This window comes from Ignavibacteria bacterium (assembly GCA_015709655.1).
Taxonomy (GTDB): Bacteria; Bacteroidota; Ignavibacteria; order Kapaibacteriales; family Kapaibacteriaceae; genus OLB6.
Map to the genome: position 1 here is coordinate 369,483 of CP054181.1, position 26,088 is coordinate 395,570.

At 49.9% G+C, this 26,088-nt stretch carries 18 protein-coding genes and 1 tRNA gene; 12 read left to right on the forward strand and 7 right to left on the reverse strand.

Annotation, left to right across the window (positions count from 1 at the left end; all coding sequences use genetic code 11):
- Positions 1 to 68 precede the first annotated feature (68 nt).
- From HRU79_01485 to HRU79_01495, 3 genes are read left to right on the forward strand one after another with little or no spacing between them, the layout of a single operon-like run.
- Positions 69 to 848 carry an inositol monophosphatase gene (locus HRU79_01485; GenBank protein ID QOJ25388.1) on the forward strand — a complete coding sequence of 260 codons (780 nt, stop codon included), beginning with the start codon at positions 69 to 71 and terminating at the stop codon, positions 846 to 848.
- A gap of 41 nt (positions 849 to 889) precedes the next feature.
- A complete protein-coding gene (gene dapF / locus HRU79_01490; GenBank protein ID QOJ25389.1) occupies positions 890 to 1,717 on the forward strand; it encodes a diaminopimelate epimerase in 828 nt (275 codons plus the stop codon).
- Complete coding sequence (locus HRU79_01495) at positions 1,707 to 2,903, forward strand: amidohydrolase (protein ID QOJ25390.1); 1,197 nt, start codon at positions 1,707 to 1,709, stop codon at positions 2,901 to 2,903. Before dapF ends, HRU79_01495 begins: the two co-directional genes overlap by 11 nt.
- Positions 2,904 to 2,912: 9 nt before the next feature.
- Here HRU79_01495 and HRU79_01500 read toward each other — a convergent pair whose 3' ends face one another.
- Both HRU79_01500 and HRU79_01505 read right to left on the reverse strand, forming a co-directional pair.
- The gene (locus HRU79_01500) at positions 2,913 to 4,160 is read right to left on the reverse strand and encodes a metallophosphoesterase (GenBank protein ID QOJ25391.1); all 1,248 of its coding nucleotides are present in this window, start codon (positions 4,158 to 4,160) and stop codon (positions 2,913 to 2,915) included.
- Positions 4,161 to 4,164: 4 nt separating this feature from the next.
- Positions 4,165 to 5,031: a DUF4505 family protein gene (locus tag HRU79_01505; GenBank protein ID QOJ25392.1), complete on the reverse strand. Its 867-nt coding sequence runs from the start codon at positions 5,029 to 5,031 to the stop codon at positions 4,165 to 4,167.
- Between the two features lie 154 nt (positions 5,032 to 5,185).
- Here HRU79_01505 and HRU79_01510 point away from each other — a divergent pair, with 154 nt between their 5' ends.
- Positions 5,186 to 5,740 (forward strand): thioredoxin family protein, encoded by a 555-nt coding sequence (locus HRU79_01510; protein ID QOJ25393.1) that lies wholly within the window; start codon positions 5,186 to 5,188, stop codon positions 5,738 to 5,740.
- A gap of 43 nt (positions 5,741 to 5,783) precedes the next feature.
- Here the strand turns inward: HRU79_01510 and HRU79_01515 are convergent, their stop codons facing one another.
- The 4 genes from HRU79_01515 to HRU79_01530 all read right to left on the reverse strand — a co-directional run bounded on the left by HRU79_01515 (position 5,784) and on the right by HRU79_01530 (position 8,501).
- Positions 5,784 to 7,463 (reverse strand): arginine--tRNA ligase, encoded by a 1,680-nt coding sequence (locus HRU79_01515; protein ID QOJ25394.1) that lies wholly within the window; start codon positions 7,461 to 7,463, stop codon positions 5,784 to 5,786.
- A complete protein-coding gene (rsfS, locus tag HRU79_01520; protein ID QOJ25395.1) occupies positions 7,460 to 7,885 on the reverse strand; it encodes a ribosome silencing factor in 426 nt (141 codons plus the stop codon). The genes HRU79_01515 and rsfS overlap by 4 nt, the downstream gene beginning before the upstream one ends.
- Positions 7,882 to 8,319 carry a LytR C-terminal domain-containing protein gene (locus HRU79_01525; protein ID QOJ25396.1) on the reverse strand — a complete coding sequence of 146 codons (438 nt, stop codon included), beginning with the start codon at positions 8,317 to 8,319 and terminating at the stop codon, positions 7,882 to 7,884. The genes rsfS and HRU79_01525 overlap by 4 nt, the downstream gene beginning before the upstream one ends.
- Positions 8,320 to 8,414: 95 nt before the next feature.
- A tRNA-Ser gene (locus HRU79_01530) sits at positions 8,415 to 8,501 on the reverse strand.
- A 198-nt stretch (positions 8,502 to 8,699) separates the two neighbouring features.
- Between HRU79_01530 and HRU79_01535 the strand changes: the two genes are divergently transcribed.
- From HRU79_01535 to HRU79_01570, 8 genes are all read left to right on the forward strand, one after another.
- Complete coding sequence (locus tag HRU79_01535) at positions 8,700 to 9,746, forward strand: LD-carboxypeptidase (GenBank protein QOJ25397.1); 1,047 nt, start codon at positions 8,700 to 8,702, stop codon at positions 9,744 to 9,746.
- Between the two features lie 28 nt (positions 9,747 to 9,774).
- Positions 9,775 to 14,469: a choice-of-anchor D domain-containing protein gene (locus HRU79_01540; protein ID QOJ25398.1), complete on the forward strand. Its 4,695-nt coding sequence runs from the start codon at positions 9,775 to 9,777 to the stop codon at positions 14,467 to 14,469.
- Positions 14,470 to 14,574: 105 nt separating this feature from the next.
- Complete coding sequence (locus tag HRU79_01545; protein ID QOJ25399.1) at positions 14,575 to 19,281, forward strand: choice-of-anchor D domain-containing protein; 4,707 nt, start codon at positions 14,575 to 14,577, stop codon at positions 19,279 to 19,281.
- 80 nt (positions 19,282 to 19,361) lie between these two features.
- Complete coding sequence (locus HRU79_01550) at positions 19,362 to 20,426, forward strand: class I fructose-bisphosphate aldolase (protein QOJ25400.1); 1,065 nt, start codon at positions 19,362 to 19,364, stop codon at positions 20,424 to 20,426.
- A 12-nt stretch (positions 20,427 to 20,438) separates the two neighbouring features.
- The gene (locus HRU79_01555) at positions 20,439 to 22,202 is read left to right on the forward strand and encodes an ABC transporter ATP-binding protein (GenBank protein QOJ25401.1); all 1,764 of its coding nucleotides are present in this window, start codon (positions 20,439 to 20,441) and stop codon (positions 22,200 to 22,202) included.
- A gap of 47 nt (positions 22,203 to 22,249) precedes the next feature.
- A complete protein-coding gene (locus tag HRU79_01560; protein QOJ25402.1) occupies positions 22,250 to 23,224 on the forward strand; it encodes a cysteine synthase family protein in 975 nt (324 codons plus the stop codon).
- Between the two features lie 74 nt (positions 23,225 to 23,298).
- The gene (locus tag HRU79_01565; protein QOJ25403.1) at positions 23,299 to 24,279 is read left to right on the forward strand and encodes a hypothetical protein; all 981 of its coding nucleotides are present in this window, start codon (positions 23,299 to 23,301) and stop codon (positions 24,277 to 24,279) included.
- Positions 24,280 to 24,283: 4 nt separating this feature from the next.
- Complete coding sequence (locus HRU79_01570) at positions 24,284 to 25,216, forward strand: c-type cytochrome (GenBank protein QOJ25404.1); 933 nt, start codon at positions 24,284 to 24,286, stop codon at positions 25,214 to 25,216.
- 21 nt (positions 25,217 to 25,237) lie between these two features.
- Here the strand turns inward: HRU79_01570 and HRU79_01575 are convergent, their stop codons facing one another.
- Positions 25,238 to 26,062: an SDR family oxidoreductase gene (locus HRU79_01575; protein ID QOJ25405.1), complete on the reverse strand. Its 825-nt coding sequence runs from the start codon at positions 26,060 to 26,062 to the stop codon at positions 25,238 to 25,240.
- Positions 26,063 to 26,088: the final 26 nt, after the last annotated feature.

The window sequence follows — 26,088 nt, forward strand, 5'->3', positions numbered from 1 at the left end:
GGTGCAAAAATACGTGATTTTAGTACCAATGATGTTATGAAGGCCGGAGCACTGTAGCTTTGCAACGCATGGAACAGACACTGACTTCATCCGTAGAGGCGATCATCAAAAAGGCGGGCAAGATCCTGAGTGATGGCTTTGGGACAGCATTTTCGGTACGCAACAAGCAGGGAGTGCACAACCTTGTCACCGAGTATGATGTGCGCGTGGAAGAGTTCCTGTTTACCGAGCTCTCAAACCTGGTTCCCGGAAGCGGCTTCATTGGCGAGGAAGGGTCAGGCAGCAATGCCCGGAACTCATGTACCTGGGTTGTTGACCCGCTTGACGGAACGGTGAATTTTGCCCATGGAATACCGATTTTCTGCGTGAGTATTGCTGCGGTTATTGATGGTCATATTTCGCTGGGCGTTATACACCAGCCAATAGTCCATGAATTGTTCACTGCGGTAAGGGGTAAGGGGGCTATGCTAAATGGAACTCCGATCCGGGTATCAGACACAACCACGCTGCCTGAGAGTATGTTGGTTACCGGCTTCCCATACAATGTTGCCGACGATCCGCTGAACTGCATCGAACAGCTATCTGCTGTCCTGCGCATGGGCATTCCCATCCGGCGTCTGGGGTCGGCGGCTCTCGACCTGGCCTACACTGCCGCCGGACGATTCGACGGCTTCTGGGAAGCCAGACTGAATACATGGGATATGGCAGCCGGCGTCCTCCTGGTAACGGAAGCAGGCGGAACGGTTACCCATTACGACGGAATCCCCTTCGTGCTTTCGGATAACAGCATCGTTGCAACGAACGGACACATTCACGCGGCTCTCATTGAACACCTGCAAACTGTATAACGGTATTTGTTTTATCTCAGCGCTATGGCGCCCTACCAACAATGAACTCACCAAATCCTGATTCCTGGAACCACATGTCGGGTGCCGGCAACACCTTCCTTGTTGCAACGTCCACGGTGGCCCTGCGGGACGGACTCACTACCGATACCGCCGGCGAACGCATCCCGCAACTGCTCAGCCTGTACCGCCGGGCTGACGGGGCCGCCGTTGAAGGCGTGATTGTTGTTCAGCCCGACCTTGATTCATTTAGTTGCGTGTTTTACAATCCTGACGGCTCGGGCGGAATGCTCTGTGGCAATGGTGCCCGATGTGCTGTTCGATTTGCCTGCGATATGGACACCCGCGTAAACAATACCTGGCTGCCGTTTACGCTTAATTCACGCCAATACATGGCAGCTATCGATGCAGTGCCTGACGGCAGCCCCACGATTACTATTAAACTCCCCCCACCGGTATCAGAACACGTATTCTCGCCAGGTGCTCTGCGGGATATCCCCGTTACCGTGTACTACGTTGATAATGGGAGCGACCATGTTGTGGTGAGTATGACCGAGTTTGGTGCGGAAACACTGACAAAAGCTCTGCGCCGCCATGAGTTCTTTCCGCGTGGCGTTAATGTAAACCTGATCGAGGTTGACGACGACAACATTGTAAACATCGCTACGTTTGAACGGGGTGTTGAAGCAATTACCGGTGCATGCGGAACGGGTGCCGTGGCTTCAGCAATAGCGTTGTGGCGACAGGGGCGTACCTCGGACTCCGTTACGCTCAGACCGCCAAGCAGGCGTCTGCTACATGTGACCATCGAACACGATGGCCCCGTAATCACAAGTATCCGCTTACAAGGAGATGCACTCTATGATTCGTAGTTCGGTCTCGTTCAGTTCCATGGTTGCCGGCAGTATCACTCCCGATGTAGTGTACGAGCTGCAGCAAACCCGACGAATTCTGCACCAACACCCTGAACTGAGTTTTCAGGAATTCAAGACAGCCGACTATATCCGTAAACGCCTTGAAACCCTTGAAATTCCCTTTAGGCCGATTGCCGAAACAGGCACCATTGCCTATATCGGCAGCGGTCCAAAGTGCGTTGGCCTCAGAGCAGATATCGATGCATTGCCAATTACCGAAGCCACAGGACTTGATTTTGCGTCGGAGACCGATGGAGTGATGCATGCATGCGGACATGACATGCACACTGCCATGTTGCTTGGAGCAGCTCGTGTATTAAAGGGGCTGGAGCAGACGCTTCCCGGAACTGTTGTTCTGGTGTTCCAGCCCGGTGAAGAGAAAACTCCCGGAGGTGCAAGCCTTATCCTTGCCGAGGGTGGCTTGGATAATCCACGACCTGAGATGATGTTTGCCCAGCATGCCGATCCGGACTCACCGGCAGGCGTATTGTCATTTGCAGACGGTGCCATGATGGCTTCAGCCGATGAGCTTACCTGGACGGTGCGAGGTCGCGGAGCCCATGCTGCACAGCCACATAAATCTGCTGACCCGTTGTATGCGGCAGCCGGACTGGTTCATCACCTTCAGGGAGTGTTTGCCCGTTTCCGAAATCCGCTGTATCAAACAGTGCTCACCGTAACATCAATCCATGGTGGCACTGCCTTTAACGTAATACCAGAAACCGTATCCATGCTTGGAACACTGCGGTCCTTTAGTCAGGAATGGCGCCACGAGGCGTGGGCATTGCTGGAGCACCATACACGTGAATACTGCCGGCTGTACGGGTGCGAGGGGGAAATTGACATTAACCGCGGTTATCCTGCATTAGTAAATCATCCGACTGCTACTCAGCTGGCACGCTCTACAGCACTGCACCTTGTAGGTGAACACCATGTCCGAGAGTTTGAACCCAAAATGTGGGCTGAAGACTTTGCATACTATGCTCTGCAAATCCCGTCATGTTTCTGGATGCTTGGAGTACGTCCGCACCATCAGGACGAGATGCCTGGCTTACACCATCCGCAGTTTAATCCGGATGAAGGGGCTTTGGAGCTGGGCGTACGCATGCTGGTTTCCACAGCAATTACCTACCTGCACACATAGTAAGCAAATTTATGCATTTGCTGATGACATCTTCAACGCTGATTTCAGTGTAAACACCGTTATTTCCGGTGGCACGCCAATCCGCACCGGCGGGCCTACTGTTCCGATGCCACTGTTTACATAGAGAAGCTGATTCCCTTTTTTGTACAGACCAGCAACCTGTTCATAGACGAAATTTGCCGGTGACACGGTGAACCCCATAACGTTGAGTGCCACCTGACCACCGTGAGTATGCCCGCTCAGCATAACATCAACTGGCTGCTTACCAACTACGGCTTTATCCCAGAAGGTAGGATCATGTGCCAGCAGCATCGTTAGTGAATCAGGAGGTACGCCTTGTAATGCCCGTCCGATATTGCCGTAGTTCTGTCTGAACCCAACGTTATCGATGCCGGCAAGCACGAAGCGGTCAGCCCCCTCACCAATCAGCCGGTGCTCGTTATTCAGGAGGTCAATGCCGTAGCCTCGAATACGTTGAATAAGCCTGGCGTGATCATCAGCCGTATTGTAATGATCATGATTCCCAAGAGTAGCATATACCGGGAAATTGGCAGCCATTTTCTTCAGTGCCTGCTGTACAATCAACAGTTCATCGGGTACGGCGTTCACGAAGTCCCCGGTGATCACAACCAAATTCGGATTGATTGAATCAACGATTCGACGTACTTCCTGGAACGGATCGCTGCTTAGGAACGACCCTGCATGAATATCACTGATCTGAACAATCTTATAACCAATCAGGCCGGGAGGTAGTGAGTTCAGAACAAGATCGTGATGAACAACTGTAAAGTCGTAAACAGTTCTGATCATACCATTGGCCATAACAGCAAACGGTACCGAAGCCATCCCCCATGCTGTGCTGCCAAGCAGCTTGCGCCGGCTAATAAGAACCATGTCTTCCCGCTTCTTATCTGGTACAACCTGAGTTTCCTTTGACCTGAGCAGCTTCCGAAGTCCGCGTACCATGGAAACTATTCCGATGACCAGCGCAACAGGTAACTTCGGTACATACCATAGGGAAACAGCCATGAACAGCTTCAGATCAATTCCGTCAATCCTGAACAGGTGTCGGCGCCAGGCTACAACTACGTACATTGCCAGGGCAACCGCCGACAACATCCACATGCAGCGATACCACCACGGACTGTATGACTGTTTACGAATGAACTGCCGGAACGAATACAGCACGTAAACGTCCGCAACCACGAAAATCAGACCAACAACAACTGAAAAGACAAGGATACTATTCTGATTCACAATGCTAATTTTGTAGAGTAATGAACAAGGCTGATGCCTCTGCTATAAGTACCGACGGATCATCGCCCAGTCGTATTTCCCCGTGAACCAGATTTTTACGTCCGCGTTGTTCAGTGATTCTGGCACGTAGTCTGTACTCGGTGCCAATCAGCATAGGCTTATGGAACCTCACGTTCAGCTGTGCCGTGGGTGCCCGTACACCCTGAACGCTTAAACACTTGCCCATGGTTTCGTCAAGCAGGAGCGACACGAATCCGCCGTGGACAATATTCAGTGAACCCTGCATCCGAACAGTAGGGCGCACGAAGCTAAACACCTCTCCGGCATACGTATCGAAAAAAAACGTCAGACCAAATCCGTGGGGATTGTTGCCACCGCAGGCAATGCACTGACTTTCATCCTTAGGCCAGAGCACAGTGTAGTTATCTGCCTGATCCAGGCGCAGAATTGGAACAACGCAGCGGTCGTTCTTCCGGTATGCATACCATGGTCCCCAGGGTTCGATATTTCCTGCAAGGTCCATTGCAATCTGCGGGACCAGCCTTCCAACACCGCCAACAGGGGCAGCGTGGTACAGCACGCCATCACCGGTGTAGTATAGTTTGTCAGGCCGGAACATCACATTCAGGGATCCGGCGTAATACAGCTTTGTTCCATCAAAGCGATTAAAGACAATTGGTGTATCAGCAGGCCGCACGTAGTTCATTTCATTTCCGCATCGTGACACATACGGGAAGTCGGGATAGTGGTCCGTTGCAACCGGCGCAATTCTGCGAAAAAAGTAATCAAGGAAGTTTGGGTCATCCTGCAGCACAGAATCCAGCCAGAGGTTTCCATTGGTATCAACTGTGTAGTAATAATCGCGAGTCATAGAATCGGTATCTCCTGTGTGATGTTCGTGTGGTTCAGTTTTTCAGTTGTACAACAGATTTGCTGGTCAGCCGAATTCAAAAATGGCACAAGCAGCCACGACACGGAGTAAATTCAGATGTTGCCGGTGGCACGTATGTGTGTATTTTTCCGGTATGGCTGCTACCTCTTCAATGATGCCTCTTGGCACAAAAATGCCGGAATTTGCATTGTACGATGTACTATGCGAAGGCATTGTGTCGCTGCCGGACAAGCCCGCTGTGGCTACTGTTGTTGCCTTTATCTGCAACCACTGTCCGTACGTTCACCATATTATCTCCGAATTTGTACGTTTTGCGCATTTGGCACAAAAAAGCGGCATACGGGTTATTGCCGTATGTTCAAATGACAGCGTACAATATCCCGATGATTCGCCGGAGAAGATGAAGGAATTTGCCACGGCGCATGGCTTCCGGTTTCCGTACCTCGTTGACGAATCACAGGCCGTAGCACGAGCATTTCAGGCGGAGTGTACCCCGGATCTCTACATTTTTGATGCCGAGAACCGGTGCGTATATCGAGGTCGGTTTGACGCCAGTACACCGGGCAACGGCATGCCTGTAACGGGTGCCGATATGTACGATGCTATCAGCAGTCTTCTCAATGGACAGCCGGTCTCGGGCGACCAGTTCCCGTCAATCGGTTGTTCGATCAAATGGAAAAGCAGATAGTCCGGAGCTGAATCTTCCCTCTACGCCGTACCTGCTGTTTTCACTACATGCTCTCGGGTGCAGTCACGCCCAGTATCGTCAGTCCGTTTTTCAGAGCGCGTCGCGTAACATCCGCCAGGATAAGTCGTGCAGGTTCCGTATCGTCACCCGAACCCAGAATGCGGCAGTCATGATAAAACTGATGATATGTGGCAGCCAAATCGCGAAGGTACTCAGCAACGATGTGCGGCTCCAGGCTTTCGGCTGCCCGCTCCACTACTTCCTGAAATCTGCTGAGCAGAGTGATCAGCTCGATTTCTCTGGCATGGGTAAGTCCTTTGAGTGAAACGCCAGTAATAGCAGGTGCTGCACCTCCCGGAGCCTTGCGCAAAATTGAACATATCCGGGCATGGGCATATTGCAGGTAGAAAACAGGATTTTTCTCGCCCTCTTCCTTTGCAAGATCTAGGTCGAAATCCAAATGTGTACCGGGTGCCCGCATCACGAAGAAAAACCGTACAACATCGGCTCCCACCTCATCGATAAGATCATCAAGGGTAAAACTCTTTCCGCTCCGCTTTGAGAATTTAACAACCTCTCCGTCCTCCATGAACGTTACCATCTGATGGATTACCACGCGCACTCTGCCGGCATCAAAGCCCAGTGCCTGCACGCCTGCCAGAACATCCGGGATGGTAGCAATATGATCGGCACCAAAGATGTCAACAAGAACATCAAAGCCCCTTTCCAGCTTTTGAACGTGGTAGGCAATATCGGGGAGTCGGTAGGTGGGTTCACCGGAGCTTTTAACGATCACTTTATCCTGACGTTCAGTTTTGCGGCCGTCATCGGGAAGAGCGGACAAGGCAAACCATACTGCTCCGTCCTTATCATAAGCAAGATTACGATTTCTTAGTTGCTGAATTGTCTGCTCAACCCGACCCGACGAGTAGAGTGAATCTTCATTAAAGTAAACATCATGATTAATATTCAGAGTTTGGAGTGTTTTCTTTATTGCCTGAAAACACCATTCCTCGCCGGCTTTTCGTGCAACCGCTTTGAGATCGGTCATATTTCCGGAATCAATCACGGAATTCAGTTCGTTGCCCTTCCTATCAGCAAGTTCTTTCGCAATTGTCACAATGTATTCACCATGATACCCATCTTCGGGGAACGGCAGTACTTCAGGCTTGCCAAGCTGTTCGCACAGCCGGGCAGCAATGCTCTCTCCCAGCTTATTCATCTGATTTCCGGCATTGTTGAAGTAGTACTCCCGCGTCACTGTATAACCTGACCACTGCAGGATGTTTGCGATGGTATCGCCCAGGGCGCAGTTCCTGCCATGGCCGGCATGAAGTGGGCCGGTAGGATTGGCGCTGACGTATTCAACGTTGACGGTGCGGCCCATTCCTATACTATTTTGACCAATCTCTCCTTTAGATAGAGCAAGATCTGTTAAAACCGTATGGAATGCCTCCGGAGTGAATGTGATATTCAGGAAACCGGCACCAGCCACCTGTACAGATTCTACCATCGGGATCGTACCCAGTGCATCTACTATTTCCTGGGCAATCATGCGCGGTGCCTTGCGAAGGTCCTTTGCAAGGCTCATGGCAATTGTGCTGCTTAGATGGCCATGGCCCTGCTGCCGCGGAATTTCAAAATGAATCGGTGTTTCGGCAGCCCCACCCACCCGGAGAACGGCCCGGCGAACATCGTTTTCAACCAAACTCTTTAACGTCATTTTTCTCCTGTCCTCCGCGGTATCTCTTTAAGGGCTTTTGCAACACCTGATTCGGTAATGCCGTACGGCTTAGCATCACCCCAGAGACGTTCAAGATTATAGTGTACACGTGCTTCATGCGTCATGATATGAACAACAACATCAAAGTAATCCAGCACCATCCATGACGACGCGTGCGTGCCATCTACACGAGGCGAGCCAAGGCGGGCTTCTCTCAGCTGGCGCTGGACATGGTCTGTAACAGCGCGCATTTGTGTTTCGCTGTTTACAGTGCCAATCACAAAAAACTCCGCCGGAGACGAATCGATATCCGACATATCAAGGAGCAAAATATCTGTTGCCTGTTTTTCTGCTGCCAGGCGGGCGCAGAGTACTGCCCTGCCTTTTGACGTTCTGGGTTTGGTTATTTTCCTCTGTGTCATTGAAAGGGTGTTAAGTTATAAAGATCTTTGCCAAGTAAAACAGTCACATTTACAAAAAGCATGGTGTCAATGCTACTAACCACAAGAGAATCAGCAATACCAAGGACATGTGCCACTTTCAGAGCGCTCTGCCTGTCGCCAAGCCTGTCGATGATCATCGAGGATACAACCGGTGGCGTCTGAGTACTTAAGTCAACCACATCAAACCCTCTGTCACGCAGGAAACGCATCGTTGTTCGTGCCCCACCGTTCACATTGGATGCGTTTACGATATCCATTTGAATAACGCTGTGCTGCTCACCGGATTCCACATACGGCGATACCGGCGGGTTGAGTAAGCGCCACACAAATGCGAAGAGGAAAATCAGAACAACAAGCCCGAACACTCCAAGCCCCACAATCCACCGGAAAGAGTGTTTTTTTCCTGCTGTCATTCTGCAACACAAAAGAGCTGAGTATCAGCCCCGTCAGTCTGACTGTCACCGAGGTACTGAAGCGCTCTGTACATACAAATCTTTGATATTCTGAGCGGAAAGGGCGGGATTCGAACCCGCGGTACCGTTTCCGGTACACACGCTTTCCAGGCGTGCCAATTCAACCACTCTTGCACCTTTCCGTAACACGAATATACGAGTTGTACCACGAGTGCCGAAAAACAATTGGTAGAGGTGGAAAACGTATTGCTCTGTACACGTAACCTTTTATCTTCATTTGAGTTATTGTATATGGATTAATACCGTGCTAATGAATGGTCATAACCAACTTCTTCGTATTTTGTATGTCCGTAACTTCTAATGTTTTCTAGGTTTTCTTTGTGCAACGCCGAAGTTTCATAACCACCATTCTGGCTTCGACTGCTGTACCTGCGCTAGGGTCAGCAGGAGTTACTGTACCGGCATCAAAGAGTGCTGACAAAGCCTCGTCTAAGTTTGTATTACCAAAGGGTTTACAAGCTGGAGCACGAATTGGTGTGGCATGTCCTGCCAGTGGGGTTTCTGTCAACGAACTTCGTGTTTTTGAGAAGCTGTGTCTGAGTGAAGGCTACACACCGGTGATGGGAAGAAACATTCAGAAGAGTATCGGGTATCTGTCGGCACCCGACCAGGATCGGGCTGATGAGTTTATGGAGTTCATCGAAAATCCTGAAATCGATGCTATTATCTGCGCACGAGGTGGTTATGGTGTCATGCGCATTTTACCAATGTTGGATTACAAGTCTATCGGTCAGGCCCGGAAGCCTATTGTCGGGTTTAGCGACATTACAGCGCTATTGATCTCGGCTAACCAGCTGGGACATGTTGTTACGTTCCACGGACCAGTTGCTACGTCAACGTTTGACTCCTTTACACTCAACTCTTTCAAGGAAGTCTTGCAAGCGTCATCAGACGAAACGACGCCAGAATTTTCAAGTCCGAAGATCACAACAATCACGCCGGGCGTTGCGCGCGGACGTCTGACCGGCGGGAATCTGGCCGTTGTAGCTGCTACACTGGGAACCAATTACGAAATCAATACCCGCGGCGCAATTCTGTTCCTTGAAGAAATCAACGAAGAACCGTATCAGATAGACAGGATGCTAACCCATCTTTGGCTAGCCGGAAAGCTTCAGGTGTGCGCCGGAATTGCCTTTGGGAACTTTCGTAACTGCGAGGCAAAGGAAAAGTCAATCTCATATCCGCCGCACTCGCTGATGCGTGTCCTACAGGACCGAACAGCCGACCTGGGTATTCCCGTGGTGTACGGTTTACCGTTCGGCCACGTAAAAAGCAAACTCACGCTTCCCTTAGGTGTGCGAGCCGAGCTGGATGCAACGAATAAATCTTTACGGATGCTGGACCACGCTGTTCAGGCGCTAACATGAAAGAGAGAATAAAAAATTGAAAGGTATCATGATGAAAAGGTTATACAGCGTTGCACAACGAACCGGGATATTGGGGATCTGGGCATTGATCTGTATTATCGGTGTACATGCTCAGACGATTAATGTTTTCAACGTCAATACCGATGCATATCCCAAAATCACTGCCGATTATATTGCATTTGATAATATTGGCACTGCCATTACCGGCTTAACAGCTGCTGATTTTCAGATAACCGAAACTCCATTGAACGGGGCCCCGGTAGATCTAACCCCAACAATTACTCATGATTGCTTTACGCGGACAACTGAGCCGGAAGCCAGCATCCTGCTTGTGCTTGACCGCTCTCAGTCAATGCGGGACCTTGTGAATGGGAAGGCACGGTTCAAATACGCTCAGGAAGCACTCACTGCATTTGTTAACAAAATCAAGTTTAACGGTGAAACCCGGGTAATACTCACAACGTTCGCCGGCGATTTCGAGGTTTCTACACCGTGGACAAACGACCCCAAGGTCATCACGGATACCTTATCCAAGATGCAACCCACCACGGTAACAAACTACGTTATACCGTTTGAAAATGAAGGCAGCACTATTTACGACTTATTTGCGCAGCGTCCGCCGTCAATTCCGCGGTATGTATTCTTTTTAACTGACGGGCATCCTAACCCTACCATTCCCAACGAGATTAAGTTCATCAACGAGAATGTCCCGAAACTTCAGCAAAATGGAATCCGCTTCTTTAGTGTTACCCTCATGGAGCCATTTACCCATGTAACCCTTGAGTCGTTTGCCAAGGCTACCGGAGGTAAGGCAATTGTAGCAAAGGAGTCTGAACTGGTTGACCTGTTCAATTACCTTGCCTTAGAAACACAGATCCGCGAGATCTGTCAGCTTTCGTGGATAAGCCCATACGCCTGCCGTGAAGACGCAAGGAACAGAACGGCGGTTGTCCGACTAAACAAGTTTAATAACCCAACGGCAACAATTAGCTATACAACACCTGCCAAGAGTATCGGTGGGACAAAAATCGACTTCCCTGTGCTTTTCTGCGGCGACCCGGCACCGACGAAGTCATCACAGGCAAGCGTGACCATCGAGGCAACGGGGGCACCACTGAATGTAACCGGGTTTAATATCGTTCCTACGGGTTATTTTAAAGTTGTTGACTGGGGCCGGGGTAGCGGATCAACGTTTACTCCGTTCACATTGAATCCGGGACAAAAAGTTATTGTCAAGGTTGAGTTTACTCAAGGAACACAACAAATCTTCCGTCAATCGCAATTGCAATTGCTGGGCACGCCGTGTCCGCCAACGATTGATCTTGTTGGCGGCCAGGGATTCATCCTGTTGAACTCACCCACCGGCGGAGAACTGTTTTCAACCTGCGATACCGTCGTCATCGGCTGGTCAGGCGTCCTTCCTACTACTCCTGTTCGGATCGAGTACAGCGATGATGCAGGTGCAACCTGGAAGATTATTTCGAATGATGCTACGGGGCTGACGTATAAGTGGGTTGCCCCGGGTCCGGGGACCAAGTACCGTATTCGGGTGTCTGTGGCCCCTACCCCGCAATATCAGTGGGTAGAGCAGATTGGAAGTACCGGCGTGGATTCTGCAACCTCGGTTGCAATTGCACCCAATGACTTGTTTGTTTACACAACCGGTTGGTTCGATGGTCCGGGTAAGTTTGGGACCACTACAGTAAACAATCAGGTTGGCAATATCGATGGTTACCTATGTGTGTATGATGCCAATGGTTCACTGAACAGGTTTATGCATCTTAAAGGAAATGACGGTACAGGCGACGAAAGGGTAACGGGATGCATAACGGATAAAGACGGTAACATCTATGTAACCGGATACTACACCTCCACCAGTGCCACGTTTGACGGACTGCCTCTGAATCTTGCACCTGGCGACGTGCGCAACATGTTCGTTTATAAATTCGACAAGAACCTCAATCTTGAGTGGGGGCGCACCGGTAAAGGATACGGCGGCAATATTGCAAATGCCAACAGTACAGGTATTGGTATCCGGTACGATGTAAATGGATACCCGCTTATTGCAGTTCGTGGCAAGTTTGCCCGCTATGTTATGGTTGGCTATACCAGCGGAGGCGGCAGGGCAGAAAGTAGCCGGTACACAAACAATACGCTTCGTGACTACTACGCAACCTATGATGCCAGCGGGAACGCTACCTTTGCTGAAGGTATTCCTCCTGCCGCATTCACCATGCAGTCCATGAAGGTTAATGATTCAAAAGGATACAGCTACGAGACCGGATCATTTACCGGTAACAAGACCTTCTCCCCACCCGCAACAACGCTGACAAGCCGTGGAAACAGCGATGCCTACCTCTCGAAGCATGGGTCCACCCCTGCCAGCAGCGCACAGTCTGATAAAGACTTCTCAGTTTCGTCACCGGAATTAACATTTTCTGCCGGCAGCGTAACCATGGAGCCCACAGCGCAAGGGCAAACGTCAGCAAAATCCTTCCCGGCGATCCTGTGCAACACCGGCAATTTTGTTGTTGAGATTGTCTCGGCCACGTTCACCGGAGCTAATGCATCTGACTTTGGATTACAGGGGAATCTTCAGAAGGTACGTATTAAACCCGGTGAGTGTTTGTCTCTGGAATTTGTATTTACACCAAGTGGTATCAACACACGCACTGCTGTCCTTGAAGTGCGTGGCACATGTAATACGCTGGCACGCCTTACGGTTGAGGCCGTTGGTCTTGCTCCATGTTTGTGGGAAGCTCAGTCGGTTGTTGACCTTGGAAAGATTGCCCTAGGTGCTGCCCAAAAGATTTATACGATTGATAGTGTTATTTGCAACAAGGGTCCGCTCCCGCTTTCAGGTATTCTTTCAAGTACCGGATCGCCCGACATTGTTATTACATCCGGAGGCGGCAACTTTACCCTTGCACCCAATGCATGCCATTCAATCCAGGTAACCGTTGCTCCCAACACGGCGGGCAGTCAAAATATTACGCTTGCTTATAACCTGGCTTCGGAGTGCGGTGTTCCGAATACTTCAATCCGAATTGAAGTGGTTGAACCGAAGGTAAGCATTACGAGTGTAGATTTTGGACGGCACCGGGTTGGCACGGTGGTGAATGACAGTATTTTTATTGAGAATCAGTCAACCCAACCAGTTACGATTACGAATTTCACGCCGTCCGATGCATCGAATACTAACCTTGCATTCCAGATATCAGGACTTCCCTCGTCGCTGGTTCTTAACTCCGGTGAACGGAAAACTATCGGCGTCGTCTTTACACCTGTATCTCGCGGACCACATTCAACCAGCTTGTCTGCAACAGTTGCCGGGCAAAGCGCACCACTTGTTTCAACAGCTACTGGGATTGGGTTCCTGCCTGCAATCAATGCTGCAGGACATACATTCCCGGCAGTTACCGTTGGGCAAACGGCAACGCCCAACGGCTACGTCCGCATCGAGAACACCGATTCGGACAGCCCTCTGCTTATTGGCGATGTGCAGCTATCAGGACTGGTTCCTGATTTCACTGCTGTGAACTGGCCGATTTTTCCGGTTACTATTCCCGTGGGAGGTAATCTCCAGCTTGAAGTATCGTTTACAGCTCAGGCCGCCGGAACAAGAGTGGACGACGTTGTAATCTCGCACGATGCCAAAACGGGGCCCGATGCTATTCCTCCATACGCCACAACAACAGTTCAGGTAATTGGGATCGGCATCGATCAAAGTTCTCTTCCGCCTGTTGCTTTTGGTAATGTGCTAACGTGTACAACAAAATCGGTTACGGTTACAATCACAAACCCAAACCCGTCAACACCGCTTATCTGTAACTCCCCCGTTGTCACGGGTGATGTGGTTGCCTTTACAGCCTCACCATCAGGTTCATTTACAATTAACCCGGGCGAATCCCAAACTGTCACGATTGATTTTGCTCCTCCATCTGCCGGCGTGTTCAGTGCTACCTTTACCTATCCCAACAACCAATCACTCGACTTGATTGTTAACGCCATGGGTACAGGGATTACCACCAATGCAGCATTTACGCTGGGACCGTCACAGCCGATTAATGTAGGTAAACCATTTGCTATCCCGGTGATGGTAACTATTGGCGACATGCAGGGTGTCCGGGTAACAGGTGTTAAGATTACCCTTGACTATCCATCTGAATTTTTATCTTTTAGCTCGGTAAGCGCAACCCAGCCTGGATGGTCCTTTGTACCGTCTGGTCAGGCTCCCGGAACGGTCGTTCTTGAAGGTGTTTCTGATGTTGGCTCAACTCTCGTGAATGGGATGATCGTTACTGCAACCATGAACCCATTCCTGACGGCAGATCATAGCCATCAGATCACCGTGTCAGCAACGGTTACTCCAACCTGCGTGATCGCCTCAGGTGATACACACTCGTACCCGGTAACCCAGGTCTGCTATTCCGAAGGACGGCTGATCACCATTGGCAGAACTGCATTCTCGATTTCAACGCCGAGACCCAATCCGGCCGCAGATGTTGCTGTCATTAACTATTCAACCGGAGTACAATGCTCCACTCTGTTTGAAGTTGTGGATTATCTTGGGAATATCGTTCGGAGCATAACAACGCCTGTACTGGAAGGGGGCGAATATGCTCTCGATCTGGATGTGTCAACGATTGGCAGCGGACTTTACACGCTGCGCATGATCAGTGGTCCGTTTGTCGGTTCACAAATTCTTTCCGTTGTTCGCTAATGAAACCTTTCACAATGTAATCATGGTAGGGGGCTCGGGTAAATTCGAGCCCCTTTTTTTAATCCCGAATGATCTGTCCCCTGTTCAGAACTCAAGAATGATACGATGAAACGCCAGGCCGCTACACCGCTGATCATAAAATTTATTGTTGGTGCTCTGCTGACAATGGCTCACGTCACGGGTGTAGACGCACAGTCCTTAACTGTTTTCAATGTGAATGCCGACAAGTTTCCCGTCATCACCGCAGATTACATCGCCTACGATGCCTCCGGCAATATTCTTACCGGGCTAAGGGCAGACCAGTTTCAGATTATCGAGTCAACACAGTCCGGAACCACAGCAAATCTGTCGGCTACAATTTCAAACGACTGCTCAACCACAAAAACTCAAACAGAAGTCAGTATCATGATCATCCTGGATCGTTCACAGTCAATGCGGGACGATGTAAATGGAACGATACGCTTTAAGTATGCACAACAGGCTCTTGCGGCCTTCGTAAACAAAATTCGTTTTACGGGTGAAACCCGCGTTATGCTGACAACGTTTTCGGGTGATTTTGAAGTGTCGACGCCCTGGACAAATAATCCTCGGGTTATCCTCGACACCCTGAATAAAATGGAACCTCAGTCATCCACCGACTACAGAAAACCATTCGAAGACCCTGGCAACAACATTTACGAACTCTTCAAGCAGCGCCCGCCGTCACTGCCACGCTACGTTTTCTTTTTAACTGACGGTCACCCGAATCCCGTCATCGAAGATGAAAATAAGTTTATCACCCAGAATATTCCTATACTACGTTCCAGCGGGATTCGCTTTTACAGCGTGACCCTAATGGAACGGAATACTCACGCTACCATTGCGGCTTTCGCAAGTGCAACCGGCGGAAAGTCCATTGTTGCCAAAGAAACTGAACTCATTGATTTATTCAGCTACCTCGCTCTGGAGACTCAGTCAACAGAAACGTGTACCTTGTCATGGGTAAGCCCGGTTGTGTGCAAAGCAGAAGACAGAAACAGAACCGCAACAATCACATTAAAAACGTACGGTTCCCCTACCGCTGAAGCAACCTATACAACGCCCCCAGAAAGCGTTGGCGGCACACTCATCAACTTCCCAGTGCTGTTCTGCGGAAATCCCGACACCGGTCGAACGTCACAGGCTGACGTTGTAGTCCAGGCTACCGGGGTGCCGCTAACCGTAACAGGTTATACTATCGATCCGGATACCTACTTTTCTGTTGCTGACTGGGGACGCGGCACGGGGAGCATTTTTACACCCTTTACCTTAAAACCCGGCGAGAAAACTTCAATACGGGTCAGATTTACACAAGGATCACAACAGGTATTCAGGCAAGCCCGGCTCTCATTGCTCGGAACCCCGTGCCCGCCAAATATCGAACTGGTAGGCGGACAAGGGTTTGTTATGCTTAACCACCCCATCGGCGGCGAAGTATTTTCGGCATGCGATACAATCACGATAAGCTGGAGCGGTGTACTCCCAACAACACCTGTTCGGTTAGAGTACAGCAGTAACAGCGGAAACAGCTGGGAGATGATTACCAATGATGCCACCAATCTAACATATCGTTGGCTGCCTCCTCAGCCTGGAAATACATACCGTATTCGGGTCTCTGTAGCTCCACTGTACGAATGGGCTTACCAGTATGGCGGAACAGGCTCGGAGGTTGCTTCTTCAATCGCTGTTTCACCCGATGACAATGCGGTTTTCGTTACCGGATGGTTCGAAGGTCAGGCTAAATTCGGTACTACCACGCTTAATTCTACACCCAATAACATCGATGGCTTCCTTTGTAGGCTCGATACCCTTGGCGTGGTACAAAAACTCATGCACCTTATGGGGATTAGTGTCAGTAACGATCAAATCACGGGATGCGTAACCGATGCTGATGGCAATGTGTACGTTACCGGATTCTATACCAATCCAAGAGCCGAATTCAACCGTGACCCGATATTCTATTCCTCCGAGTTTAAATCAAATATGTTTATTTATAAACTCGACAGGAACTTAAATATCGTCTGGAAACGTGCTGGCAGCGGGTATAACGAAACGCTTGCTTCACCCGACACCGTTAATGCTAATACCACTGGAATTGGTATCCGATACAATTCCGGTGGTAAACCCGAGATTCTCGTCACGGGTACATTCTCACGATACCTACGGGTGGGCACAAAGGACAACGGATTGCCCGCTGCCAGCAACCCATACTACCTTGAACCCAATGATATTCGGAATTACTATGCCATCTATGATGAAAGGGGCTTTGCCACCTTTAACGAAGGACTTCCGCCTGATGGTTTTGTAATGCAGGCTATGGAAGCAACGGATAGCAAGGGTAATATTTACCAGGCGGGAACATTCTACAACACAAAACGCTTTAGTCCACCACCCAAAAATCTTACTGCTTCAGGCAAAACTGATGTCTTTGCGTCGAAGTATGCCTCAATCCATGCAAATTCAGCACGCTCAGACAGCGATTTTACCATACAAATGCCCGAGCTTTCATTCCAGACAGATACGGTGATCATGGACCCAACACCACATGGTGCATCTTCTGCTAAATCGTTTAGTTCTATACTGTGCAATACCGGCATATATACCGTAGAGATCGTAACAACACAAATCCGCGGGACCGATTCTGCACAATTCGTACTCCAAAGCCGGCTCGAGAACATACGCCTGCAGCCAGGTGAATGCGTGTCGGTTGAACTGGTCTACACTCCCGGAGGAATACGGCATGAGGAAGCCTTCCTTGAAATCACGGGATCGTGTAACACGCATGCAACCCTATTCGTCAGCGCAGACGGAATTGCACCATGCAAGTGGGAATCAGTGCCTACGGTGTTGCTGGGAGGCATCGCTGCTGGTATCAGCGCACGTACATTTTCGGTTGCCAATGTTCTGTGCAACAACGGACCTGTTCCCCTTAGCGGAACTGTTACTGCATCCGGCTCCGATAACATGTCGATTACAAAGGGTGGTGGTCCCTTTGTGCTCAAACCCTCGCAATGTCTGAGTTTGGAGATTTCGGTAAACCCGCTAACGATTGGACAGCAGACGTTAACCGTACAGTACGGATTGCCCCCCGAATGCGAAACCCCGGTAACGACGCTGTCAGTCGATGTTGTGGAACCCAGGCTCTCAATTACGAATGTTGACTTCGGCAGACATCGTGTTGGTAATGTTATTTATGACAGCATTTTTATTCGTAACCTTGCAACACAGCCGGCATTGATAATGGCAATTACGCCGGAGTCTCCGGCAAGCCCCAACATTGCCTATATTATTGACGGCGTTTCGCTCCCTATTGAGTTGCAACCCGGTGAACAGCGCAGTATAGCAGTGCGGTTCTCACCGCAGGAACGTGGACTACATACTACAGTTCTTAATGTCACCGTAACCGGCCAAACAGCCCCGCTAACCTCGAATGCCACTGGCTATGGCTTTTTACCCGCAATCAGTGCAACTGGCTATGACTTCCCGGCAGTCACCGTGGGCAGCACAGCACGTCCAAATGGCTTCGTTGTCATCAGCAATACCGATACCTCAAGCCCCTTAACACTCTTTGCCATACACCTTGAAGGACTGGTACCGGACTTCACGGCAATTAACTGGCCTACGTTTCCGCTTACCCTGCCACCGGGTGAAAAACTCCATTTGGAAGTATCGTTTACGGCACAGGCACCCGGAGGACGTCGTGATACCGTAATCATCGAGCATGATGCCAAGCCGGGTCCCGAGCCAATAACGCCGTACGCTCAAACCGCTGTTGCTGTAACAGGTGTAGGATTTGATAAAAGCAGTCTGGCACCTATCGATTTCCAGTCTGTTTTCTCGTGTCGGGATTCATCGCAAAGTTTAACAATTACCAACCCACATCCAACCGATACGCTATATTGCTTGATGCCGGTTTTGTCCGGTGATGTTCATGCCTTTTCTGTTACTCCCGGCGGACCATTCTGGCTTGCACCCGGTATGTCGCAGACAATTACTGTCCGCTTTTCGCCTCCCGATGACGGAGTATATGCACTTTCGTGTCGCTACAACAACAATCAGAATCTGGACCTTGTTGTTAACGCCTTAGGCCGCGGCTTTAGCACATCAGCAACAGTAACCCCCGGCAATGGCAGCACCATTGTAGTCGGAACACCATTTACCGTTCCCGTTTACAGCAGCATGGGTTCAATGCACGGCGTTCCGGTTACTGCAGTAGATATCACAGTCTCCTATCCTGCGGAGTTTCTGGGCTTTCGCTCTGTTGGTGAAACTCCGAACGGGTGGACGTTTGATGTTACCAACGTAATACCCGGTTCGGTAACTCTTCACGGAACACCAACCAGTACAACCCTGGAGAACGGGCTTCTGTTGAATATCATTTTCGACCCGTACATCACAGCGCAGCGTGAACACGAAATTCGGGTTCTTGCCGACGTCACTCCGAACTGCGTTCACACCCAAGGCGGCGTCCACCGATACCGTGTTGATGCCACCTGCTTTCCCGACGGCCGGATTATCACAGTTGCCGGCAGCCGGTTCTCGTTTTCGAATCCACAGCCAAACCCCGTACACCGGGGTACCATACTTCGTTACAGCACCGGCATTACATGTTCATCCCGCTTTGTTATTACTGACAACATAGGGAACCAGGTGTTCGAAGTGCAAACTCCCATCCTGCCTCCGGGCGATCACGAACTGACCCTTGACGTTTCGCACCTTGCAAACGGACATTACTTTCTTCGAATGGAAAGTGGTCCGTACAATGCAGTCCGGCCACTACTGATTGTCAGGTAAGGGGCTTTGCCATACGCAGGGCAAACGCGTAGTCCGTAACTTTGCACTCTCCTAATACTGCAACCATCAATACCACAGCCATGTTTGAAACCATCGTAAAGCAGCTCGGGACGCAGGCCGACTACCTGTTAAACCACATTTGTACAACAATTGACAAAGGGTTACTGCACCTTCCGTCTGCCAACAGTGTTGACGCCACATTCGGTCAGAGCAATCGCTCCTCGGCCGTACTCCATAATCTTCACTGGATACATCAAACAGGCCGGCTGGCAAACACCGGATACGTAAGCATACTCCCTGTTGATCAGGGAGTTGAACACAGTGCAGGTGCCTCGTTTGCGAAAAACCCGCTGTACTTCGACCCCGAGAATATCATTCGGCTGGCAATTGAAGGCGGATGCAATGCCGTTGCATCTACGTTTGGCGTACTGGCTGCTACCAGTCGCAAATACGCTCATAAATTTCCTTATGTTGTTAAGATCAACCACAACCAGCTCCTAACGTATCCCAATTCTTACGATCAGATTTTGTTCGGAACTGTTAAACAAGCCGCCGACATGGGTGCTGCAGCTATTGGAGCCACAATCTATTTTGGATCTGAAGAAAGCTCCCGTCAGATTGTTGAGATTGCCGAAGCCTTTGCGCTTGCACATGAGCTGGGAATGGCCACCATTTTGTGGTGTTACTTACGAAACAGTCACTTTAAAGCCGACAAAGACTACCATGTTTCGGCAGATCTTACCGGACAGGCAAATCATTTAGGGGTAACAATTCAGGCAGACATTATTAAACAAAAACTTCCTGAAAATAACGGTGGGTTTAAAGCAATGAATATGGGTGGAAGCTCGTACGGGAAATTGGACGAGCGTATGTACACAGAACTTGCCACTGACCACCCCATCGACCTTACACGATACCAGGTTGCCAACTGCTATATGGGGAAAATCGGCCTAATTAACAGTGGCGGTGCAAGTGGTAGTAACGATCTTTCGGAAGCAGTAACAACGGCTGTTGTCAATAAAAGAGCAGGCGGTATGGGGCTGATCTCGGGTCGGAAGGCATTCCAAAAGCCAATGCACGACGGAATTGCACTGCTCCATGCAATACAGAACGTGTACCTCTGCAATCAAATAACCATAGCCTGAGACCTGGCCGCAATGCTGGCACATCTGGCACGGTTAAAGCCTTACCTGCTGCGGTATCGCTCAAAGATCGCATGGGGTCTGATATTCATTACCGTTAGCAACATCTGCAGCACCACCATTCCCCACATGGTTGGCAGGGCCGTGGATGCCCTTCGGGCTGATGCTTACACCCAATCTGATATTCTGATTCTCATCGCTCAGATTCTGCTCCTCACGATCGGCTCCGGGCTTGGTATGTTCGCCACACGCAGAACAATTATTCTAATGTCGCGACTGGTTGAAGAAGACCTTCGCAACGACTTTGTGAGCGCCCTCAGCCGGCAGAGTCAGACGTTTTTTCATGGCAGAAGCACCGGCTCTTTGCTGGCACATTTTTCAAACGATATCGGCTCGGTACGCGAGTTTATCGGGCCTGCTATCATGTACACGGCCAATACCGTTACTACGTTCATTTTTGCGTTAAGCTGGATGTTGAGTATTGACGGATGGCTAACACTTGCCATCGTTATTCCCGTACCGTTCATCTCGTGGGCTACCTTCAGTATCGGAAAAAAAATCCATAGCCGATATAAGATTGTCCAGGAGCAGTACGAGCATGTTACCACCCATGCCCAGGAAGCATTTTCGGGTATCCGCGTAGTCAAGGCATATACACTGGAAGAATCGGATTCTAAACATTTTGCACGTACAAGCAAGGACTATTATCGGAAGAGCATGAACCTGGCACGAGTACAGTCCTTGATGATGCCTGCTATGACTGTTCTCTTTAACCTCTCCTATATCGTTGTTGTTGGCTACGGCGGTTACCGCGTGGTTAATCATGCCATTACGGTTGGTGATCTGACTCAGTTTTTTATTTACCTGAATCAGCTAATCTGGCCGGTTGGAGCTATTGGATGGGTAACCGGTATGATTCAAAGAGGTGCTGCAAGTTTAGGACGCCTTGGCGTGATTCTCGATTCTGGATCCGACATCACCGATGATGACAACACAAATTACTCGATTACCCGCCTGAGTGGACACGTTCGTTTTTCTAATGTTACGCTCCGCTATCCAAACCCATTCTCACCTTCTTATGTGCATCGTGATGCTCTGAAGAACGTGTCCGTTGAAGTACCAACAGGGGCTTCACTTGGAATTATGGGTAGCGTTGGCAGTGGTAAGAGCTCTTTTGTAAACCTAATACCACGACTGTATACCGTAACCAGTGGCACGATAACGATTGACGGACATGACATACGAACAATCCCGCTTGCTGTCCTCAGAAAACATATTGCCGTAGTCCCGCAAGAAAGCTTCCTATTTTCCGACACTATCGAGAATAATGTGAAGTTTGGCGATCCCGATGCCAACACGCAACAAACTGAACGTGCCATTATGAGTTCACTGTTAAGCGGAGACCTTGAATACATGGAACACGGCACCCGGACGATGGTGGGCGAACGTGGCATTACGCTGAGTGGCGGACAAAAACAACGGACTTCACTTGCACGAGCACTCCTGACTAATCCTGCCATCTTAATTCTCGACGATGCCTTGTCGGCCGTCGATACGCATACAGAGCATAAAATCCTTGAGCAGCTACGGCACATTATGAGTGACCGCACTACTTTTGTGGTATCACACCGTGTTTCTGCACTGCGCCACTGCGATCATATCATGGTTTTACACGATGGTATGGTGACTGAATACGGAACTCACGATGAACTCCTCAGCCTCAACGGTGAATATGCGCAGGTTTATGGCAGACAGCTTCTGGAGGAAGCTATCAGCTAAAACGTCGATGTACTATCAAACTTGATCACTATTCTCTTTTTTTTACAATGAACGTTAAACACTCTATTCTTGAACTTGTAGGCAATACTCCCCTTTTAAAACTCACAAAGGTTACAAGCGGAATTGCCGCAACCGTCCTTGCCAAAATGGAAAGCAAGAACCCCGGCGGTTCAATCAAAGACAGAATCGGAATCGCGATGATCGAAGCTGCCGAGCGCGAAGGGAAACTCTCACCCGGCGATCTGATTATTGAGCCTACAAGCGGCAACACAGGTATCGGCATCGCACTTGCTGCCACCCAAAAAGGTTATCCATGTCTGTTTGTTACAACCGACAAAGCATCGCAGGAACGGGTACGCTACCTAAAAGCTCTTGGCGCCGACGTGAAAATCGTGAGTAGCCTGGCACCGGCGGATAGTCCGGATTACTACGTGAACGTTGCCACCCGTATGGCAGCAGAGACGCCGAATGCTCATATTTTTAATCAGTACGACAATCCGGCAAATGCACTTGCTCACTATGCAACCACGGGACCCGAAATATGGTCAGATACCAATGGTATGGTTACCCATTACGTTGCAGGGATCGGTACTGGCGGGACGATTTCAGGTACTGCCAGATACCTAAAGGAACAGAATCCATCAATTCGGGTGATTGCCGCAGATCCTGTTGGATCGGGAGTAAAATCGTTCAAAGAAACCGGCGTCATCGGTGAGCCTTTACCCTATCTGGTTGAAGGTGTCGGACAGGAACGTATCCCACACAACCTGGATTTATCGCTCATTGATGAGATTCATAACATTACGGACCGCGAAAGCTTTGCAATGGCACGTCGCCTTACAAGAGAAGAAGGTATCTTCTGCGGCGGAAGCAGCGGAATGAACGTAACATGTGCCTTGCGGGTTGCAAAGTCACTTCCCGATTCAGCGGTTGTAGTTGTGATTATTGCTGATACCGGAGAACGGTATCTAACCAAACACCACAACGATGACTGGCTGGCGGAACATCAATTGATTGACTAATTATCCACTCCTCTATTTATTCCATGCACCCAATGAATAGGCAAAATCACCTTTGGTATGTAACGGGACTTTTTTTGGCTCTGTTCTGTACTGCACTGTCTGTTCCCGCTCTTGCCATCCCCGTAATAATAGAGTTTCAACCAATATTCTGGCAAGACTCAGCAGAGACTGACAAGCAGTTCAACCTTCCTGACGGTGAAACCCGCAGACCGGATGGAAATCGCTTTGCCACTATTCAACGTTTTGAATTTTACACGTCAGACTATTCGATAACAACATCGGATGGGAATACTGTTGCCGTGCCATTGTCAACAATCCTGTTTAACCTGTCAAAACAAACAAGATATTATCTTGCTGACCTTAACATCACTGAACAAATCAGGAGCATAACGTTCGGCATCGGCGTTCCTGCCGGCCGGAACCACCTCGATCCGTCAACCTATCCGCCTGGCCACCCGCTGGCACACCAGAACCCTTCAATGCACTGGGGCTGGTCTGCGGGTTACCGGTTTATTGCCCTCGAAGGAACAGCATGGTCACAGGGCTCCGAAGAGAAGCATTTTGAAATTCATGCCGCCGGTGATGAGCTGTACCGCACTGTTACCATTGAACCATCAGTTGGCAAGTCTGGCGACACCGTAGTCCTTACGCTCAGTCTTCAGGTTCATCGTTTACTCAGGAATATTGCGGCTGAGCAAGGTATTATTAACCACAGCTCGGAAGGCGAAGCACGTACGATGGCAGAAAACATGGCAACGATCGTTTGGGAGAAGCCATCAACTGAGTCAGTGCACGACGTGCCACCAATGCCACTGTTCCTGTGGCCAAACCCAACCCACGATGTTGTGGTGGTTGGCAGCGAGTTATGCGGGGACGTCGGTTCTAACGAAATCACACTCGTTATCACTGACATTGCAGGTATAATGCATGTACACCAGCCATATACGTGCGGAGCAGCTATTCCAATAGCAATGCTGCCCTGTGGTATGTACAATGTATCCTTGCACGCATCCGGCAGGCGAATGGCAAGTGGAACTGTCATCAAGGTGGAATAGTGCAGTGCGTACCGCCGGCGGTATATCACTTTTCTTATTAATTTCGGCCTGTGCACCGTTAACGCAGCCTGAAGATCCAATGCAGTATTTGCCGGTGATGACGATACCAACCCTACGGCACCCACCTGATAACGAACCCACTCCGGAGCGGCTTGCGCTTGGAAAGCTGTTGTTCAACTCAACTCTTCTATCCGAAGGCAACGATGTTAGCTGCGCCAGCTGCCACCTTGAGAACTTTGCCTTTGCCGATACAACCCCCGTAAGCCGCGGAACATTAGGCCGGGTCGGAACATCCAACTCTCCGTCTATTGTGTACGCAGCCTTCGAGCCCGGCTTACTCCGAGCGGCCACCGTCCCAACACTCGAAATGCACGTTCTGGTCCCGCTCCAGGAAGAAAATGAGTTCCACATGAATATCCTGGACGTTGTTGACCGGTTCAATGCCAATCCCGATGTCCAGGCAATGAGCCTTGCTGCCTACGACCGACCCTTTGATCCATGGGTGCTCACTCGGGCCATCTCGGTTTTTGTTCGAAGTCTGCCAGCGTTTAGTTCTAAATTCGATGCAGCATACCAACAAAAGAACTTTTCCGAATTCAGCATGGCGGAAAGGCGGGGGATAAAGTTGTTTTACGGATCGGCAGGGTGCGTACAATGCCATTCTGATGCACTCTTCACCAATCACCTGGTGTTCTCGGGACCTCCATCAGCAGCTCACCGTAACCGTATCCAGGCCAGAACAGATATTAAGGTGCCATCGTTACGGAATGTTGCGGTTAGCCCACCATATTTCCACGACGGGACAGCTGCTACACTGCATGCCGTTCTGCAGCAGTACAAAAACGGTGAGAGGTATTATGTACCGACACCAAAGCCCCTTTCCGACGCTGACATCAGGGACATTGAGGCATTTTTAACTACACTCACCGATTTATAAAAGAAATTACGGTTGAGGTGATCACGAACCACTTTCGGGTTTCCACCACGTCAGATCAACTGCATCTTCACCACCGTCCACGCCAATAACATTGCCATTCATCCACTGTGCTTCATCACGCACCAGCATGGATATTACCCGGGCCACATCTTCCGGTCTTGTAAGCCTGTGGTTTGGATTTCGCATGAGAGCATTAGCCATGATGATATCGTTACCCGGAATCTTTTCAAGGGCAGGTGTATGGGTCACACCGGCGCGGATGGTGTTGGCAGTAATCCCATAGGGTGTGAGCTCTAATGAAAGCTGCCGGCAGTAGCTTTCAAGGGCGGCTTTTGCGGCACTCACCGCACCGTACGACGGCAAAACACGTGTACTGCCAGCACTTGTTAACCCAAGAACACGGCCTCCGGGCTTCATTAACCCGGCACGCACAACATCCTGAGTCCAATAAATCAGCGAATTTGCCATAACATCCATCGTCATTTCAATATTCTTCTGCGTTAGGGCTTGGGACGGATCGGCAGCCACGAACGGCTTTAGGGTACCAAATGCCAGGGAATGCATCAGCAGGCGGATTGTACTCTCAGGGTTTTTGCTGAAATGATCCGAGATTTCAGCTACAATCTGAACACGTTGTGCGGGATCGACGGCATTGACATTCCAAAACGTGTAGGGTACGTTCAGGTCTGTGAGCGACTGCTTCAGCTCTTCAACATTCTTCATGCCTGCGGCACGATCCAGGTGTACCCCAAAGATGCCAAAGCCCTGGCTTGCAAGTTTTAGTGCAGTTGCCTTGCCAAACCCGCTCGAGGCGCCTAATATTAAAGCATAGTGTTGAACTGACATAGCTCCCCTTTTCGTTTAAACACCAA